Source organism: Clostridium celatum, assembly GCF_021412605.1.
Classification (GTDB): Bacteria; Bacillota; Clostridia; order Clostridiales; family Clostridiaceae; genus Clostridium; species Clostridium celatum.
The window spans coordinates 30,132-50,438 of record NZ_JAJKGM010000027.1; the positions used below are offsets into that span (position 1 = coordinate 30,132).

The window sequence follows — 20,307 nt, forward strand, 5'->3', positions numbered from 1 at the left end:
TTATAAATTTATATTTTTATACCCATTTAATTTAAATAATTCTTTACCATCTTTATTTACCCTAACAGTAAAGTCATACATATCTCCAATAGGCTTAGGGTCAAACTCATCTGTTGTAACTAATATACTTCCAATTGATGTTTTATCTATTTTTATCTCTTCTTTAAATAAGCTACTTACTCTTTTGGATATAAAAATATTAAAATCTTCACCCATCTTATTATCCACTTCTATTTTTATTTGCTTTTTTTCTTCATCTGTTATTTTTTCATTAGTTTCTAAAAAATTTATCTTTAAAAATCCTGGTTTAACCGCCCCATCCAATACCGTTTTTACTATGGAAGGGTTTAAGCTATCTCCTTCAGCACTTTGTATTTGTATTTCTGTACTTGTATTTATAACTTTAAAATCATAATTATTTAATATAGGTATTTTTATCAAATTAGAAGAATCTCTCACATTTTCAAAAAATAAAAACTCTACGTTATTATAGCTATCAATGTATACATTAAATTCAGCATCCATACTTTCATTAATGTTATCATATTTAACATTAGTATTTTTTTTCATAATAATATCAATATCATATCCGTTATTATTAGTTTCAATATTATAATTAGACCCTCTAATAATTTCTTCATTTTCTGATGTTATATCCTTAGTTAATACAACATTATTGCTTAAAGTAATATTTCCTATAGATAAGTTTTCTAAATCTAATGCTTTAATTTCTTCAACTATTTGCTTACCTATAAGCTCTGCTTTTTCCTTTACTTTAGTTTTTTGAATATTTTTAACTGAAGCAACAATCATGTTCATCGCTGGTCCAACTAATAACGCAACTAATGCTAAGCTTATTATCACTTCTAGTAAGGTAGATGCTTTTTTCTTTTTATTAAAAATCATAATTTTCACCTACTTTTTAGTAACTTTAACGTTATTACCTTCACTTGCAAGTGATATTCTTGGTCTATTATCATCTTCATTTTCAATTATTACTTCAACTTCTTTTTTTGTATTGTTCGTAATAGTTAATGCAATACCTGAAAGGTCTTCTTCATTTAGTCTTTTAGTCGAAAGTATATTTAAAACTATCTTATCTCCAAGTGGTTTAAATTCAATTCCATTTCCGTTGTAACTTAACGGATAAGTATTAGACCCAGCCTTGTATTTGAAATAATACCTTCCACTCTCTTCTGTTAATACAAGTTCTACAGTTTCAGTTCCACTATTATCTGCATACACATATGATAAATTTGATGTGTCATTAGCTTGTCCAAGCATTACTGTAGGTAAATCTGATGAAATTGGTTTTGATACCATAATAAAATCATAACTTGCATGTGATGTAGTTAATTGCTCAATTGTTGTACCACTTGCTGCAGATGAACTAAATGGATATTTCTTTCCATAAGTATTATTTAATAACCATCTATAATATTCACTATCTGTATCTCCAAGCTTAGGTATTGCATAAAACTCTAAATTCATTGAACCACTTACTTCTTCACCTTCACCCTTACCTGATAATGATATATTTGTTATTACTATTTTTCTCGAATTATTATTTACTAATCTAATAAAATCTTTTAATGAAGTATATGTACCATTAAAGTTTAAGCTAACTTTTATTTGTTCTGTAGTGGCATCTCCACTACTTATTATTGCTGAATTTTCTCCTCTAGTACTACCTTCAGATACTGATTCATTTATAATGTTTTCTTCATTAATTCCATTAGAGTCTTTTATTTCTTGATTTTCTTCAACTAACTCTGATTCTACTGATTCACTCTTAAAATTATTATTATATTCATTTACTATAGAATCAAAAGACGTTTGTAAATTTGAATTAACTCCACTTGGTAAAGCTTCAACTTGCCCTACTGTTATACCGCTAAAAGAAATAGTTCCCTTTAATTTACTATCTGTTAGTAACTTATCTATTTCTAATATTAAATTTTCCTGTATTATTTCTGGATATAACGGGTTTGCCCTATCTATTATTTGTTGATTAAGTGACTTTATCTTTCCTTTTCTTTGCTCCAATGTTTTTATTGTTTCAATTATTTCATCATATTTTGTTTCCTTTTCAAGCTTTATAGCTTTTAAATTTTCAAGCTTTTCAACTTGAGGAGTATATATAAATTGATAATATAATACAGAAACTAAAATTGTTCCTAATACACCTAATAAATATTTTTCTTTTTTACTTATTTTCATAACTATTCACCCATTAATACACATTTTAAATCAAATGTATATTCCCCTGATGAGCCATCACCTGATATACTACCTATTGTTACATCGCCAATTATGTCTAATGACTTTAGGTTATGTTGTACCTCTGCTATTGCTGTTCTTGTTTTTGAAGCAGCTGATATAGATACATTTCCATTTGTTATATTTATATTTTTGAATGTGACATCACTTGGAAGTACTGAGCTTATTTTATCTAATATAGTATTATTTATTAAACTTCTATTATCTATAGCTGTAACTACTTTAGTTAAATCCTTGTTATAACTTTCTAATATATTTAATTTTGAATTTACTACCTCTGACTCTTTTATTTGACTTTGTATTGTAGGATCATTAAGCTTTGCATCTATTACTTTAATTTGATCATTTACTATAAATAAATTTACTGTATTCCAAGAAAGTGTTCCTAATATAAGTACTGTAAGAAAGGTAGTTAACGTATAAATATATATGTTTTGATTTTTCTTTTCTTTTTTTTGCCCAACATACGTGCTAAAAAAGTTTATATCTCTGTTTAACATGCATATCTCTCCTTTCTACAATCTTATTATTGAACCAATTGCATTTATATATTGTTCTAATGATTCTTCTTTTAAATTAGACTTTGCAAGTTCAACTTTACTAAGACTTGTTATTTTTTCTGTTTTTATATTTAATTTTGCTTCAATAGCTTTTTCTAATCCTTTTATATTAGAAGTTCCTCCATAAATATAAATTTTATGAATATCATTACCTCTTTGTTTATTTTTATAGAATTGTATTATTCTTGATAAATCCGATAACCATTCTGATATCACTTCTTTTATAACATCATTTATTTCGTCATTTTCTAATATAGATGTTAAGTCTGCTTTTTCTATCTTCATTGATTCTACTAACTTTTTCGATATCTCAAGCCTTTGACTTAACGCATTATCTATATCATTTCCACCATTTCTCATTATTCTTGTAAAATCTAATTCATTATTTTTATATATGTTAACATTAATAATTTCTGCACCCATATCTATCATGGCAATAGTTTCATCAATGCTCTTTTCAATTTCATTTATTTTATCATTTAAATTTAATAACTTTTTAACTGAGTTATGAACTATATCTAAAGCATATGGCTTTACATCCATATCCTTCAATAAATCATAATATGCTCTAGCCGATTTTTCTGGATATGATATTACATTAACCTTATATTTAGACATTCCATCAATATGATCCTCAACTTCTCCTAATAATGTGTACTGTAATATATAATCATTAAGATTTATCGGTAAGAATTGTTGTATTTCATATCTAATTACCGTTTCCATTTCATCTTCCTCAACCTTTGGAATTAATAATTCTCTATTGATTATAGATGTTGAATCTGTTGTATAAATTATATCTTTAACATTTATCTTTTCTGTTTTTAATGTATATTGTATTATTTCTGCTAACTCTTTTTCATTAAATATTTTTCCATCCATAATTGTATCTACTGGAGTTGGTACATCTAACATATTTTCTATTACTAATTTTTCATTTTCATGTCTTCCAACTACAATTTTTATAGTATTACTTCCAATATCAAAGGCAATAACTTTTCTTGGATTTCTTTTTTTCTTTTCTCTTTTAGACTTTGAACTACTAACAGAGGCGGACCCTGTACCCTTTGATTTCAACTTTTTTAAATCCCTTAAATCCATAGTCAATAACTCTTTTAAACTAATTCTTTTCTTACTTTCGTCCATGATATCTCACCTCTTAATCAGATTTATTTCTTTTATATAGAGTAAAGTGTAAAGCCAATGGCTTTACACTTTATAATTTTATTAATTGTTTTTATCGTATTTTGAACCTGCTGTAACTCCTGGATATATTTTAACTCCATCTGCATAATCTGGGTCAGCATCACTTGAAGCTGCTTCGCCTTCTACATATATAACAATTTCTCCATCTGTAATAGAGTACATAAACTGCGATCCTTGATAAGCTTTTGGTGCCGGAACATTATTAGTTCCACCTAAATATTCTACTAATTTTTCATTTGTAAAATCAGTAGCTGGTTCCGTATCCTCTTCTAAATCAATTATAGCATCTGTGTTAGCTGGTAATGTTTCATCTGCAACACATGCTGCAATTGCACTATATAAGCTCTTTGCATTAGCCATATCTGCACTTATGTTTGCTTTAGCTCTTATCTTACCAAATTGAGGTACAGCTATAGCTACTAATATTGCTATAATTGCAATAACTATGATTAACTCAACTAAAGTAAATCCTTTTTTCTTTTTGTTTCTTAAGTTTTTTAACATAAAACTTTCCCCCTGTGTATAATATTATTTATTTAAATTTTAAATTTAAATCTTATTTACATATTTCCATACATAGTAAACATAGGAATCATTATAGCTAATACTATTGTCCCGATGACTAATCCCATTACAACAATAAGTGCTGGTTCTACTAATGCTACTGTTGTTTGAATTGCTTGTTCTAATTCATCATCATAAAAATCTGCTGTCTTCTCTAGGATTCCATCTAACGAACCTGTTTCTTCTCCTATTTTAACCATAGAAGCAAGCATCTCTGGAAATACTTCAGAATCTTTTATAGGTAAATACATTCCTTCACCTCTAAAAACTCTATCTCTTACATTATGTACTTCTTCTTCTGCAATTTTGTTTCCTACTATATCAGCTATAATATCTAAACTTTGTGTAAGAGAAACTCCACTTGCTAAAAGTGTTGATAATGTTCTAGTAAATCTAGATACAATTATCATTTGATTCATATTTTTAACTACTGGAATTTTAAGCTTTATTTTACTTAATAAAATTTGTCCAAATTCTGTCCTCTTAAAGTACGTAAATCCAACAACAAAGCAAATTACAATTAATAAAATTATGTACCATCTTTTATTCATAAAAGAACTTATTGATATTAAAACTTTGGTTATAAGCGGTAATTCAGTGCCTGTTTCTGCAAACATCTCTAAGAAGGTTGGCATAACAAAAGTCATAATTACTATAACTGCAGCAACTGCTAAAACACTTAATACTGATGGATAAATCATTGCTGATTTTACTTTATTATTAATCTTATTTTCTTTTTCATAGTGAATAGACATTCTAAGCATAACTTCATCAAGCTTACCACTTATTTCTCCTGATTCAACCATTGATACTAATAATTGTGGAAATATATCATCATACTTCTTCATTGAAGCTGATAACATTTCACCTTTTTTAACATCATCTTCTATTTCAGTAATAGCTAACTTTAATTTTTTATTAGTTAACTGCTTAGATAATATATTAAGGGCATTATTCATTGTTACACCTGCATCTAGCATAGTGTAAAATTGTCTACAAAAAATTGAAATATCCTTTGTCTTAACTTTATCAAAAATACTTATTTCAATATTAGTACTTTCAATAACTTCTTCAACCATTAATGGATAAAGGCCATTTGCTGAAAGCATTGATATAACATCGTCCCTACTATTAGCCTCGTAATCTCCATTAATTTTTTCTCCGGTTGAATTCATTGCTCTATATTTAAACTTAGACAACTAATAACACCTCCCATGCTGCAATTTTATATTTCATTTAACATAGTTATTGTTGCAAGTTGAGTAACTGTTGTTACACCTTCTAATACTAACTTTTTACACTCTTCTCCTAATGTAGTCATACCATTTTTAATTGATATATCCTTATAAACATTAGAATCTCTAGTATCATTTATTGCATCCCTATGTTCTCTTGTAATTTCCATTATTTCATGAACACCACATCTTCCTAGGTATCCAGTATTATTACAATATCCACAACCTTCACCTTTATAAAGGGTCAATTGCTTATCTTTATCTCCAATTAATATTTTTTTTTCATAAGCTGTCGCTTCATATTCAGTTTTACAGTAAGGACATATAGTTCTAACAAGTCTTTGAGCTATAATACCACTTATAGATGTTGCTACTAAATACGGTTCAATTCCCATATCAATAAGTCTAGTTATAGATGATGGAGCATCATTTGTATGAAGCGTACTCATAACTAAATGCCCAGTAATAGCTGCTTTAACTGCTATTTCTGCTGTTTCATCATCTCTAATTTCACCTATCATAACTACATCAGGGTCTTGTCTTAATATACTTCTAAGACCACTTGCAAAAGTAAGACCAGCTTTAGTATTAACATTAACTTGATTAATGCCATCTAATGTATATTCAACAGGATCTTCTATTGTAACTATATTTACATCATCTGAATTAATCTCATTTAAAATAGTATATAAAGTTGTAGACTTACCACTTCCTGTAGGTCCAGTAACAAGTACTATTCCATGAGGACTTTTTATAATTCTATCTAGCTTAGCTAAATTTTCTTCACTCATCCCCAAATTATTCATTCCAATCTTATAGCTACTTCTATCAAGTATTCTAATAACTACCTTCTCACCATTAACTACAGGTAATATAGATACACGAAGATCAACATCACTATTACCAATTCTAGTAATAATCTTGCCGTCCTGTGGAACCCTCTTTTCTGCTATATTTAAATCTGATAAAATCTTTATTCTGGTAACAAGAGGCGCTAAACTTTAAATTCCCAAAGTATTAATTTCTTGAAGTTCGCCATCTATTCTATACCTAATTCTTATATATTTTTCAAAAGGTTCTATATGTATATCTGAAGCTCTCATATCAATAGCATTTTTAAATAAAAAATCAACCATTTTTACAACAGGAGCATTCTTAACATCATCTATGCTTTCTACTACATTATTATTCTTCGATTCTAATGTTTCCCTTGATAAATCTTCTGCCGCTTTAAGTACCTTAGCACTACTATAACTAATATCAATAAATTTATTAATATCACTATTTAAAGCAATATAACATTCAACATCAAAGCTAGTAGAAATATGTACATCATCTATAGCAAATATATTAAGAGGATCTGCCATAGCTATTTTAATTTTATTTACACCATTAAATCCAAATGGTATTAGCCCATGTTTTCTACAAAGATTTTCTGTAATAAGATTTATTGCTTTCTTATCTAAATCTATAGTATTTAAATCTATCCTTGGAATTCCTGTTTGCTGCTCTATAGCCTCAATTATGTCAATCTCATTTATAAGCTTACTTTCAACCAGAATTTCACCAAGCTTTTTACCTAATATTTTTTGAGATTTTAAAGCTTCTTGAAGTTGATATAATGATATCTTTCCTGAAGCTACAAGTATATCTCCTAATCTACGTTTTTCTGCCATAGTTATTAATTCCCTTCAGTATAAAACAATTTGTTGCTAACAAAATTTATAAACATATATAATGTAAAATTTAGAACTACTTCGAATAAACTTTACATTATAATGTATTCATATATATGTTTATAATTGTATTTCCATATAAAATTGCTATAATTCCACCTATAGCTAAATATGGGCCAAAAGCTATTTCTTCTTTTTTATCTTTAGCCTTTGTAAGTAGAATTATTGTTGCAACTATTCCTCCAAGTACTACTGCTAAAAATAAAGTAACTATTATCCCCTTCACACCTAAAAATAATCCACAAATTAATGATATGTCTATATCTCCTTCACCCATACCATGAGTTAAAACTACAATAAGCCATATAATTAAAAAACCTAAAATTGCCCCTATGATATTATCGGCAGGAAAATTTTTAGTACTAATCCACTCTAAAATAATAAATATAATTCCTGATATAACTCCAAAAATAACCGTGGAATTATATACAAACTTTGTTTCAAAATCAACGAAACCTATTACTATCAACAAAGAAGCTAATAAAGAATATTTAAATAACTCTAATGAAAATCCAAATTTTAAATAAATAAGAATATATATAATACAATTCAAAATTTCAACTAATGGATATTTTATTGATATTTTTTCATTACACTTTCTACATCTACCTCGTAAAAAAATATAACTTAAAACTGGAACTAACTCTTTTGACTTAAGCTTATATCCACAACTTGTACAATGCGACTGTGGAAAAGCTATATTTTCTTCTCTAGCAATTCTATAAATACAAACATTTAAAAAGCTTCCTATACACAATCCTAATATAGCTACTAAAATCAAATACATTTCCCTCCTAAAAATACACTTTATTACTTATGTTTTATATAAAAAATGCTATATTTTAAAATCCATAAAAATTTTAAAATATAGCCGGTTGCACTATAATCTCTGTATATATAAAGTGCCCAAATAAATATATACTTCATAGATTCTATATTACTAAAATTAATGTTATTTATAATTAGTTACTTTTTATTACATAATACCGCATAATTATACTATAAAACATTTCTTTTTACAATTTTTTCTTATAAAAATAGAAGATATTAATATTTTAATACTAATATCTTCCATTTATTATGATTTATTTTTTATTTCTATTATTAAAATTTAAATATTTTCTAAATATTAATACATTCCGTCCATTCCACCCATTCCTGGTGCACCTTGCATTGGAGCTTCTTTTTGTGGAATATCTACTACTGCAGCTTCAGTTGTTAAGAATGTTGATGCAACAGATGCAGCATTTTGAAGTGCACTTCTTGTTACCTTAGTTGGATCAACTATACCAGCTTTAAGCATATTTACATATTCATCATGTAATGCATCATATCCCATTCCAACTTCAGAATTTTTAACTCTTTCAATTATTACTGAACCTTCAACACCTGCATTAGTAGCAATTTGTCTCATTGGCTCTTCTAAAGCTCTAACTATTATATTGATACCAACTTGAGTATCAGCTACTTCTGATTTTAATTCTGCAACTTTATTAATAACATTAACGTAAGCTGTTCCACCACCTGGTACTATACCTTCTTCAACAGCAGCTTTAGTTGCAGCTAAAGCATCTTCTATTCTAAGCTTTCTTTCTTTAAGCTCTGTTTCCGTAGCAGCACCAACTTTAATTACTGCAACACCACCAGCAAGCTTAGCTAACCTTTCTTGTAATTTTTCTTTATCAAATTCTGAAGTAGTTTCTTCTATTTGAATTTTTATTTGATTAACTCTATCTTTTATTGCAGAACTATCTCCTCTACCATTTACAATAGTAGTATTTTCTTTAGAAATTTTAACACTTTCAGCTTGACCAAGCATATCTAATGTAGTTTCTTTTAAATCTCTACCTAACTCTTCAGAAATTACTTGACCACCAGTTAAAATAGCTATGTCTTGAAGCATTTCTTTTCTTCTATCACCAAATCCTGGAGCTTTAACAGCAACACAATTAAATGTTCCTCTTAATTTATTAACTACTAAAGTAGCCATTGCTTCTCCTTCAATATCTTCAGCAATGATTAACAGTTTTTTACCTGATTGAACTATTTGTTCTAATACTGGTAATATTTCTTGAATATTTGATATCTTTTTATCAGTTATTAATATAAGTGGATTATCTAAAATAGCTTCCATCTTTTCTGTATCTGTAACCATATATGGAGAGATATATCCTCTATCAAACTGCATACCTTCAACTACATCTAATTCAGTACCCATTGATTTAGATTCTTCTACAGTAATAACACCCTCATTTCCTACTTTCTCCATAGCATCAGAAATTAATTTACCAATTTCATCATCAGCTGCTGATATTGCCGCAACTCTAGCTATATCTTCTTTTCCACTTACAGGCTTTGAAATTTGTAAAATCTCATTAACTGCAGTTTCTACAGCCTTTCTTATACCATTTCTAAGTAACATTGGGTTAGCCCCTGCTGTAACATTTTTTAGTCCTTCTCTTATAATAGCTTGAGCTAAAAGAGTAGCTGTTGTAGTACCATCACCAGCAACATCATTTGTCTTTGTTGCAACTTCTTTTACAAGTTGTGCTCCCATATTTTCATATGGATCTTCTAATTCTATTTCTCTCGCAATTGAAACACCATCATTAGTTATAAGTGGTGATCCAAACTTCTTATCTAAAACAACATTTCTTCCTTTAGGTCCTAAAGTTACTTTAACTGTATCAGCAAGCTTATCAACACCAACTTGCATAGCTCTTCTTGCTTCTTCACCAAATTGAATCATCTTTGCCATAATAAAATTCCTCCTAACTATTCTACTATTGCAAGAATATCATCTTGCTTTAAAATAATATATTCTTGACCGTCAACTTTTACGTCTGTTCCTGCATATTTTGAATATAATACTTTATTCCCAACAGCAACTTCCATTGGAATTCTATTCCCATCAACTACAGCTCCAGGCCCTATTGCTACAACTTCTGCTTCTTGTGGTTGCTCCTTTGCACTTCCAGTTAAAACAATACCACTTTTAGTTGTTGTTTCAGCCTCTAATTTTTTTATTACTACTCTATCACCTAATGGTTTTATATTCATAATACACCCTCCTAAAATTTAATTATTAGCACTCACCGTTATAGAGTGCTAATACCTTTATATATATAATATAATTTTAATGTTAATCTTTCAACAATTACTTTCTATATTATTACCTCTATATGGTCAAATATTACTAATTATATTAAATTATTTTCTTTTTACTTTAATTTCCATTAATTTATTAATAGATTCTCTTTATTTTATATCTTCACTATCACTCCAAATATTATCTATATATTGACTCAATTACAATATTGATTCTATTAATTCACTGAATCATTATTATTACAAATAAGTGATAATAGTATATTAATAATTATTTTAAATCTATTTTCTTACATATCAATTCTATCTATTTCTAATTTATAAATTGATATACTTAACACTATCCATATTAGGCAATATTTCTTTGTTACATAATATATATATATATTACACAAATTATAAATATGAAAATTAATAAATCTGTTAACAAAAAATTTCTATTTTCCAATTTAATATTACTCTTTTTAATAAAAGTAGGACTATATCCAATAAGCTAATGCCTCTTAATATAATCCTACTTTTTAATTATTAATTCTTACATCTTTATCTTTCTAAATTTACATCTTCAAACTCTTTAAGTGTATGATTTTTAAGTACAGCTTTAATAGTTGTTGTACTATTTATCTTAGTAAATGCACCTTTAGCTTTAAGTGGTGGTACCATGGTTCCTGCACCATTTATACACCCACCTTCACACATCATACCTTCAATAAAGTTTCCTGGCAATTTCCCCATCTTAGCAAGCGTTACAGTTTTCTTACATTCTAATCCTGAAACAGCTACCGGCTTAAATTCAACTTCTACCCCACTATCTGAAACATAGTTCTTAATAGCAGCTGTTAAACCACCTGCTGCACCAAAGCCTCTTCCAAATACAGATGCATCATTAACATTTTCCTCTTCACATTCAAATGGATTTACATCAAATGCTTCAAATAATGCAAGCAATTCTTCAAATGTTAAAACATAATCAACTGCATCAGCAATTCCAAGTCTAACTGCCTCACCTTTCTTTGCTGTACAAGGCCCAATAAATACAACCTTTGCTTCTGGATCTTTCTTTTTAATATATCTAGCTGTTGCAACCATAGGTGAAACTGTTCCTGAAATTTTAGTTGCTTCACTTTGATTAGTCTTTTCAATAAAGCTTAAAAATCCTGGACAACAAGAGTTAGTCATATACTTATCTCCTCTTTCCATCCTTTCAACAAATTCATTAGCTTCATGAACAGTTACAGCATCTGCTCCTAATGCTGCTTCTATCATATCTTCAAATCCAAGAGATTTTATAGCATTTCTTACTTTGCCATAATTCATTGTTGGTCCAAATTGCCCTGTTATTGCAGGTGCAACTACAGCATACATCTTTCTATTTCTACCAAGTCTCTTAGCTACTGGAACTATTAAACTCTTATCTGAAATTGCTCCAAACGGACATGCCCTCATACAAGAACCACAATTTACACATAATTCTTCTTTAATCATAGCTCTTCTATCATCTTCTCTAATATCTAAAGCTCCTGTTGGACACGCTCTTTTGCATGGCCTCATAACCTCTGATATAGCATCATAAGGACATGCTCTTTTACATCCACCACACTCTTTACACAATTCTTGATTAATATAGGCCCTACCATTAACAATTGTTATTGCTCCAAAATTACATGCTTCTTGACATCTATGTGCTAAACAATTTCTACATGAATCTGTTACATTAAATTTATTTATAGGACATCTATCACATGCAGCCTCAATAACATAAATAATTTGTTCATCTGGTCTAATATCTATTAAATCAGTATCAGCATTATCCCCATTTGCTAAATAACCTGCTGCAAGTTTAGCTCTTTCTAAAACTATAGCCCTTTCCTTATATACACAACATCTATATTGTGCAATATCTCCTTTTATTACTTCATAAGGAACTTTTTCTATACTTTCTAAGCTTATTCCATCAACCCTTGCAAGTCTTGCAACTTCAGTTAAAACTTCATGTTTAAGCTTTTTTAGTTGCGTCTCAAATTTAAACATTTTACCACTCCCCTCATTCTCTTCACCCACTTTAATTATACAATATTTTACCAATATTACTTTTATTTCTGAATTTTCTGAATTTTATTTTATTTAATAATTATTATTTAAATTCACTCTATATTTAAACTTATCTTCACGAGCTATTCATATAGTATATTCTAAGTAAATTTCCCTCGTTATAAGTTAATCTTTCTATCTTAAAAATTATTTATTATAAAAAAACTGGTAATTATGACAAAATAATTTAACCAGTTCAAATTAATATCTATTTCTTATCTAATTTATTCTTTACAACCCACTCTTCTAATTGCTCTTCTTCTGTAATTTCAAAAATTTCATCAATAATTTCTCCATCCTTTAAATAATACATTGATGGTACTGAATTAAAATCTTCAAATACAGTATTGATTTTCCTTCTATTATTTTGTACTTCTTCATCAGATGTTCCTTCTTTATCTAAAATAACTTCATTAATTTCTAAAGAATGATTTTCTAGATATGGAGTTAATACTTCTTTCATCTTTTTACAATCTTTACATGTTGATAATGTAAAAAGTAATATAGTTTCACTTTCTTCTTTAGCTATTGTTAAAGCCTCATCTAAATTTATCTCAGTTATTGACCCGCTAGTATTATCTCTAGTATATTGGTTACATCCAACAAAACTGAAAATCAATATTAAAGTTATTGCAATGTTAATAAATTTTTTCATAAATTTATGCCCCCTTAACTTAATATGTAATTTAAATTATTATTTTTTAGAATAAAGTCTTAAGAAACTCCCTAAGGAGTTTCTTAATTCTTAATTCTTAAGTTTTAATTCCTAAACTTTGATTTAGAATATTACTTTTTCTTCTTTTTAGACATCCCAAATCCTAAAGCAGATGTTAATGCCCCTAATAATCCAATAGCTATTCCTGAAACTCCACCTGTATTTGGTAATTTTCCAGTGCTATTTGGTTTCTTTGTATCAGTTGTTGTACCGCCATTTGTTGGGTTATTAGCTGGTGTTTTCTCAGCTTCTTTTAATCCATCCATAGCAGCTTGTAGATCATCATAAGCCTTGTTTACATCTTCTTGAGTTGCTTCTTCATTAGCCATCTTTTCTTGTGCAGTTTTTAAAGCACTCATAACATGAGCCCAAGTTTCAGAAGTATACTTATTCTTATCTAAATTTAAAGCATTATTAATTAAAGCATTTAACAATTCTTTATTTACTTCTACTATTCCTTCATCTTCAGTTTCATCTTTTTCTACTTTTACTAAAGCATCTATAGCATCTAATAATTCAGAATTTGCTTCATCAATTTGCTCTTGAGTTGCACCTTCTAAAATATTTACTTCTATAGCTTTATTAAGCTTAACTTTAAATGCAGCAAATGAATCTTCAGTGTAATCTTCACTTAACAATGATTGTGCATTTTTAATATTAGCTTGTAACTCACTCTTATCTCCAGCTACTACCTCTTCTTTACTATCTATTTCTTCTAAAGCTTCTACAGCGTTATCTAATTCAGAAATTGCTTCTTCAATTTCTTCCTTAGTAGCTTCTTCATTAGCCATAACTTCTGTAGCTTTAGTTAGTTTAGCTTCTACTATAGCCCAAGTTTCATCTGTATATTTAGTACTATCTAAAGCTTGTACTTTATTTATTAAATCTTGTAGCTTATCTTTGCTTGGCTTTAATCTTATTTGTAGATATCCCTTAACTAAGGCATTATACGCCTCATTTACTTCATTTACTAAAGCATTTTCATCAGCTATTACATTATTAGCATCTTTAAGTGCATTTTGTAATGCTTCTAAAGTACTTGGAATATATTGTGCTAAATCTAATTCATTAACTCTTTCAACAAAAGCAATTAATTGAGTTTTATCTCCAGCAATAAATTCTAATAATTGCATAGCATTGCTTAATCTTTCAAATGAAGCATCAACTTGTGCTTGAGTGGCTTTTTCATTAGCTAATATAGCTTCTGCCTCTTCTAATGCAGCTAAGAACTCAGCTTTTACTACTGGAACCACCTTATCTAATTGTTCTTGAGTTACTTCTTTAGCTATCTCAACAGTAAACTCTAAGATCATTTTATCTGCATCTTCTACTTCTTCATTAATTTCTGTTCCGTAGAATGCTAATTCTGCAACACTTGCATACTTATTATTAGTATCCCCTAAAGATTCAAGAGCAGTAAATCTAACATATTGTGCCTCTGTAGAATTAAATCTTATTGGATTATAACCAGTATTAACTAAAGCAGTTCCAGCCTTATTAACTTCTAGCGTTCCAACTCTAACTTCTGTCCAATTTTCACCGTCTAAACTAGTTTCAATCATGTATTTTTTAACATGACCATTTTTGCTATTTTGTCTTGGTAAATAATCTATTTGATTAATATTATAAGCTTTATCAAGTTTTAATGTTAAAGAAACTGGTAAAGAATCTGATGCTCCATAAGCTGAATGCCATATAGAATCTTCATTTCCATCTACAGCATTTTCTTTTAAATCACCATCTGCTGTTGCTTCACTAGTAGCATCTATAGCTTGTATATTTTTAAAGCTTATTTTATTTTCTTCAATTGTATCTCTTTCTTCTAAGCCATTAATTGCAGTTCTTAATGAATTAATTGCATTACTTACTTCTGTTTCAGTTGCACTTTCATTATTTATAATCTCTTGAGCTGCCTTAATTGCATTTGTTAATTTTTCATAAGTTGATTTTGTATAGATTTCACTTAAATTAGTATATTCCTTAGTAGAATCTAACATTTCAATTAATAATGTTTTATCTGCACCTTCACCTACAGTTATAGTCTTTTCAACACTAAACTTACCATCTGCAGTTGTTGCAGTGATAGTAGCAGTTCCTGCTTTAAGCCCTCTTAAGTAGTAGTTAACTACATCTTCACTATCTACACGAACTACTTGAACAACTTCTTCATTATCTGATGTTACTCTATAATTTAAGTCATTTGCATTACTTGGTAATACATTTGCAAATATAGGTGTTATTTTATTAGGATATACCTTTTCAACAGTTCCTTCAGCAAATTCAATTCCTTTTACTGCAGCCCCTGTATTTTCATAGAATTCTATTTCATTTATAGCTAAAGTTTGCTTATCTTTATGAGAATCTAAAGCAGTAATTACTATCTTATCAAAGCTTTGTCCATTTAATTCATAAACTGTTGTAGCTGTTGTAATATTTGATACAGTACCTAAATCAATAGCAATGCCATTTAAATATCCAACTGCTTTTACTTCTTTAAGAGAAGCAGTGTTTATTCTTCCATCACCATCCATACGGTTATAAATAGTAAAGTTATCGAATTCTCTTGCACCATCAAATTCAAATGTCATTTCAAATGGAAGAGTTCCCTTATCTACTTGATCTGCACTATATACCCATTTTAAATCCATTCTTGATGAATCATCACTACTTGTAGTTCCATCAATTAATTTATTTAATCCCATTCCAGTTTGTAATTGAGTTTCGTCACCACTTACTGTTATACTGCTGCTATTAATCTTAGTTACCCCTAATTCTCCTTCTGGTAATTCGGCATCTAAATCAGTTATCTTAGCAACTGCTATCTTAGAATTTAACTTACTATCAACTATTAATCCATGAGATAATTCCATATCCCATTTAGTATCAACCTTAGCTTTTAAAGTTATTCTTGCTACTGAATCTGTTCCCTTAACCTTTATACTATCTCCTATATTAGTAAACACAGTATAAATATCTTGTGAGCCATCAGTATGAACTCTAACCTTTGAAAGATTCTTCATAGTGCTTGTTAGTATAGTACCTGTTGGAGTTCCTACTAATTCATATTTATTTGAATCTAAAGGAATTGCTGTACTGAACGCATTAACATCCGATAATCCCATACCTATAATATCAACTGTGAATGTTTCTCCAGCTTTTAAATCAGTCTTACTTGGTAATAACATAAGTTCTCCAGCCATAGTATCATTAGATGGATTAATTCCACCTTCTAACTTACTAGCAACATATGCTATATCATAAGCATCAATAAGACCATTAGCATTTAAATCTGCACTTGAAACATATTCCCAATCTGCATCTACTGTTGTTAATCCAGTATAGTTTTCAAGGAATGTTAAATCACCCTCTTCAATACTTCCACTATTGTTCCAGTCACCAACAACCTTACCTTCACTACCATCTAATTTATAAGGTCTGAACTCTCTCATTGTTAAGAAGTTTCCTATTGATTCTTTAGTAACAAGCTTAAAGTAACGAGCAGTTAATGGTGTATCAAAGTTAATAGTTTTAACTTCCCCATCAGTAGCCCATGCTTCATTTCCACTATCGGCAGCATTACTAAATACCTTTGTATAATTAACACCATCTAAACTTGCATAAATTTCAGCTCTTCTTACTGAACCATTACCATTATTTCTAAATAATAATTCTAATTTTTCAAGTGTATATGCCTTCTTCATATCAACTACAAATGGTTGATTTATTGCATTTCCTGCTGAGTGGAATTGTGAATTGTCATCTCCATCTAATGCATTTGCCGGTACATCACTACTATATTGCCCACCTGTCCATATAGCTTCCATATTCTTTGGTACATTACGATGTGGGTCTAAAGATGTTCTTGGAGAAACTACTTCGCTCCACTCTGAATGACCATCAGAATTTACACTACGTACACGATAATTATAAACAGTATCAAAATCTAATCCTGTATGATTATATTCATTTGATTTAATATTTTTAAATATTACTCCATCAATTTCAACATCATATGTGTCTGCACCTTCTACTTCATCCCATACTAATTTGATTGAATCTGAAGTTATGCTATCTTCAGGTGCTACAAAGTTTGTTGGTACTGATAAATTCTCATTTATTTCATTTTTAGTAACATCTTGAACATTTATAAAATCAGAAACTGTTAATTCTACTTCATTTTTAGTTACATCTGTTGACTCAACTTTAACATAAACCTTAGGTGTTGTAGTTATTTCAACACTTTCAAACTCTGAACCTTCAGTTGCATATTTATTTAAGTTTGGTGCTATATCATAGAAGTACATATTAGTTCCATTTTCAAAGTCTTCTAAAGATAAAGCTTCTGTTAATACAACATTATTTCCACCAACTTTAACAGTTAAGTTAGATGGCTTTTCACTTACATTAACAATAAATTCTGTTTCTCTTTCTGTAACCATGCCTTCATAGCTTCCAGTTAATAAACCTGTTTTAATTACAGCTGTACCTTTTCCTGTCTTTGGAGCAGTAGAAGTAATTAATGTAGTTGCAGATTTTCCTTCAAGATAATCTGTTGTTAAACCATCATCTTCATAAACTTCAAATTCTGTATCTCCACTTGGATATACTTCATAAATACGAGTTGAATCAACTATATCCTCTGGAGTATTATTAGGATTATTCATAGGAATGATAGCTCCATTCTTAACGAATAATGGTAATTTCCATATTGGTGCTTCGTAATTATTTAATACTCCACCACCTCTATATTGTGTACCACTGAAATAATCTATCCAAATTTGATCTTCATCTGGAAGATATATATCATTTCTTATATCATTTCCATTTGCATCACCTTCAGTATCTTGATATATTGGAGCAACTAAAAGGCTAGGTCCCCACATATATTGATATTCAGTGTTAGTTCCATAAGTATATGCATCTGGATATTCAAGCATCATCGCTCTAATCATTGGCACACCATCATTAGTAGCCTCGCTTGCAATACTATAGTTATATGACATCATTGAAGATTTTAACTTTAAATAAGTTCTATTAATTGATGTATATGGTTCACCAAATGCTTGTGGAATCTTTTTATTACTTCCCCATCCATCCATATCAAGTTGGATTGGAGTAAATGCTTTCCATTGGAAATCCCTTGTTTGAACTAATTTACTTCCTCCGAAAATACCATCCATATCAGAACCTACGTTAGGTTGTCCTGATAAGCCTGAACCAATGTAAGTTGGTATATGGAATCTAATATATTCCCAACTACCACCGTATTGGTCACCTGACCATATAGAAGCATAACGTTGAGTTCCTGCCCATCCATCTAGAGATACTACAAATGGTCTTGCATCATCCACAGAGTTATTTATAATTCCTTCTGCAGCTTGTCTAACTGAATTAAGTGCAAATGAATATCCTGCTCCAACCCATGCAACGTCAGTCTTAACTGCATTTGTTCCTGCAACTCCAACTTCTTTATCTATATCACGCTCTAAATAAGCTGCTTGATTTCCTGTTGGTTTTAAAGTACTTTGAGTCCAAAGACCTGTTTGTATTCCTTTTTCTTTTGCATAATCAACAAATTCTTTTAATTTTCCTATATTTCCATCAATAGTTTCTTCTCTACCATATCCACAACCATATCCATCATTAGGTAAAAAATATCCAAGTGGCATATCATTGTCTATATGGCTATCTAAATCCTTTTTACCATCTTCCATTAAAGTTTCTTGTCTATCAAATCCTGGTTTTTGTGTTTGAGATTCTTGACCTGTTTCATCATTTACCCAGTCACGAGCATAACAATTTAAATGTCCTAAATAGAATCCATACTCAGGTAATAATACTGGCTTACCTGTTAATTCTGTAAATTCATTTATTATATTTGTTGGCTTTTCATCTACAAAATAATAAGCATCAAATCTCTTTTCAGAGTGCTTTGCAATAACCTTACCTTCTTCAGTTGATGAGAAAGCATATTCTCCTGGTTTAAATGTATGTCTCATTACACCATAACCTTTAGTAGACCAATAGAATGGTGTTGGACTTGCAACTCCTCCATCTACCCAGTTATTCTCATTTTTAATATTGATAGTTTTACCTCTATGTGAGAACCTACCGTTTTGCATTCCTCCACCATAGAAATATTCATCGTCAGCTGCCTCTAAAGTTTGAACTGTTTCATTATTTTTATACTTTAATGCTTCTGCTTCCTTCCAAACAGTTTCTCCTGTAATTTTGTTTATTAATTCCATATTACTAGTAGATTTTTCTACTCTCAATTCTATTGAGTCTGTAGAAACAGTAATAATATCTCCATCTGTTACTATAGGTGAAACTATACTATATTCAGACTTATACTCATCTTCAGTTTTATCTATAATTTTAGTTATATGATCTGCAGCATTTGGAGTAGGGTCTTCTTGGAATTCACCTGTTGGATCCATATATATACGGAATACACCATTTTCTAAGAAAGAAACTCTTAACTTTTCACCAGTGGACAAATCAAAAGTGACTTTATTTTCATCTTGAATATAATTAGTTATTGAACCAATTTGTTCGTAACCGTTAACATCAACCTTAGTACTTACCTCTTCATTTTGATTAGCTAAGAACACATCTGCATACGCTGTTGTTGATGGTGTTACATAACTTGTTAATAACATCCCACTTAAAGTTGCGGCTGTAATTTTAGCCATTAACATTCTTCTCTTCATTTTTACCCCCCATTATATTAAATCGATCTGTTAAGTTATATGAACATTGCTCTTCTCAACCTAAGGAAATACAATAAGTTTGCGAGACTAAATAATACC

General features: G+C 29.4%; 12 protein-coding genes, 1 pseudogene and 1 riboswitch. All 13 genes and pseudogenes read right to left on the reverse strand.

Annotation, left to right across the window (positions count from 1 at the left end):
• Positions 1-906, reverse strand: a complete 906-nt coding sequence (locus LPC13_RS11505) for a type IV pilus modification PilV family protein (RefSeq protein ID WP_040420204.1) — start codon at positions 904-906, stop codon at positions 1-3.
• A gap of 9 nt (positions 907-915) precedes the next feature.
• Complete coding sequence (locus LPC13_RS11510) at positions 916-2,220, reverse strand: hypothetical protein (RefSeq protein ID WP_195244211.1); 1,305 nt, start codon at positions 2,218-2,220, stop codon at positions 916-918.
• A 2-nt stretch (positions 2,221-2,222) separates the two neighbouring features.
• Entirely contained in the window at positions 2,223-2,780 is a 558-nt protein-coding gene (locus LPC13_RS11515) for a PilN domain-containing protein (RefSeq protein ID WP_005215998.1), read from the reverse strand.
• A gap of 15 nt (positions 2,781-2,795) precedes the next feature.
• The gene (gene pilM / locus LPC13_RS11520) at positions 2,796-3,986 is read right to left on the reverse strand and encodes a pilus assembly protein PilM (RefSeq protein ID WP_005215996.1); all 1,191 of its coding nucleotides are present in this window, start codon (positions 3,984-3,986) and stop codon (positions 2,796-2,798) included.
• An 81-nt stretch (positions 3,987-4,067) separates the two neighbouring features.
• Complete coding sequence (locus LPC13_RS11525; protein WP_005210773.1) at positions 4,068-4,550, reverse strand: prepilin-type N-terminal cleavage/methylation domain-containing protein; 483 nt, start codon at positions 4,548-4,550, stop codon at positions 4,068-4,070.
• A gap of 56 nt (positions 4,551-4,606) precedes the next feature.
• Entirely contained in the window at positions 4,607-5,809 is a 1,203-nt protein-coding gene (locus LPC13_RS11530) for a type II secretion system F family protein (protein WP_147576221.1), read from the reverse strand.
• 26 nt (positions 5,810-5,835) lie between these two features.
• Positions 5,836-7,521 (reverse strand): annotated as a pseudogene (locus tag LPC13_RS11535) (GspE/PulE family protein).
• A gap of 97 nt (positions 7,522-7,618) precedes the next feature.
• Positions 7,619-8,368, reverse strand: a complete 750-nt coding sequence (locus LPC13_RS11540; protein WP_005210781.1) for a prepilin peptidase — start codon at positions 8,366-8,368, stop codon at positions 7,619-7,621.
• Between the two features lie 73 nt (positions 8,369-8,441).
• Positions 8,442-8,524: riboswitch (cyclic di-GMP riboswitch) on the reverse strand.
• A gap of 186 nt (positions 8,525-8,710) precedes the next feature.
• On the reverse strand, positions 8,711-10,339 hold the full coding sequence (gene groL / locus LPC13_RS11545) for a chaperonin GroEL (RefSeq protein ID WP_005210783.1): 1,629 nt from the start codon (positions 10,337-10,339) through the stop codon (positions 8,711-8,713).
• Between the two features lie 17 nt (positions 10,340-10,356).
• Positions 10,357-10,641 (reverse strand): co-chaperone GroES, encoded by a 285-nt coding sequence (gene groES, locus LPC13_RS11550; protein ID WP_195244207.1) that lies wholly within the window; start codon positions 10,639-10,641, stop codon positions 10,357-10,359.
• 591 nt (positions 10,642-11,232) lie between these two features.
• Complete coding sequence (locus LPC13_RS11555; protein ID WP_040418636.1) at positions 11,233-12,720, reverse strand: 4Fe-4S dicluster domain-containing protein; 1,488 nt, start codon at positions 12,718-12,720, stop codon at positions 11,233-11,235.
• 268 nt (positions 12,721-12,988) lie between these two features.
• A complete protein-coding gene (locus LPC13_RS11560) occupies positions 12,989-13,435 on the reverse strand; it encodes a thioredoxin domain-containing protein (protein WP_005210789.1) in 447 nt (148 codons plus the stop codon).
• 131 nt (positions 13,436-13,566) lie between these two features.
• Positions 13,567-20,208, reverse strand: coding sequence for a discoidin domain-containing protein (locus LPC13_RS11565; RefSeq protein WP_234088819.1), 6,642 nt, complete (start codon positions 20,206-20,208; stop codon positions 13,567-13,569).
• Positions 20,209-20,307: the final 99 nt, after the last annotated feature.

Excerpts from the sequence above, each read along its gene's own strand:
- LPC13_RS11505 (WP_040420204.1), bottom strand. The coding sequence starts at position 906 with ATGATTTTTAATAAAAAGAAAAAAGCATCTACCTTACTAGAAGTGATA.
- LPC13_RS11510 (WP_195244211.1), bottom strand. The coding sequence starts at position 2,220 with ATGAAAATAAGTAAAAAAGAAAAATATTTATTAGGTGTATTAGGAACA.
- LPC13_RS11515 (WP_005215998.1), bottom strand. The coding sequence starts at position 2,780 with ATGTTAAACAGAGATATAAACTTTTTTAGCACGTATGTTGGGCAAAAA.
- pilM (WP_005215996.1), bottom strand. The coding sequence starts at position 3,986 with ATGGACGAAAGTAAGAAAAGAATTAGTTTAAAAGAGTTATTGACTATG.
- LPC13_RS11525 (WP_005210773.1), bottom strand. The coding sequence starts at position 4,550 with ATGTTAAAAAACTTAAGAAACAAAAAGAAAAAAGGATTTACTTTAGTT.
- LPC13_RS11540 (WP_005210781.1), bottom strand. The coding sequence starts at position 8,368 with ATGTATTTGATTTTAGTAGCTATATTAGGATTGTGTATAGGAAGCTTT.
- groL (WP_005210783.1), bottom strand. The coding sequence starts at position 10,339 with ATGGCAAAGATGATTCAATTTGGTGAAGAAGCAAGAAGAGCTATGCAA.
- groES (WP_195244207.1), bottom strand. The coding sequence starts at position 10,641 with ATGAATATAAAACCATTAGGTGATAGAGTAGTAATAAAAAAATTAGAG.
- LPC13_RS11555 (WP_040418636.1), bottom strand. The coding sequence starts at position 12,720 with ATGTTTAAATTTGAGACGCAACTAAAAAAGCTTAAACATGAAGTTTTA.
- LPC13_RS11560 (WP_005210789.1), bottom strand. The coding sequence starts at position 13,435 with ATGAAAAAATTTATTAACATTGCAATAACTTTAATATTGATTTTCAGT.
- LPC13_RS11565 (WP_234088819.1), bottom strand. The coding sequence starts at position 20,208 with ATGAAGAGAAGAATGTTAATGGCTAAAATTACAGCCGCAACTTTAAGT.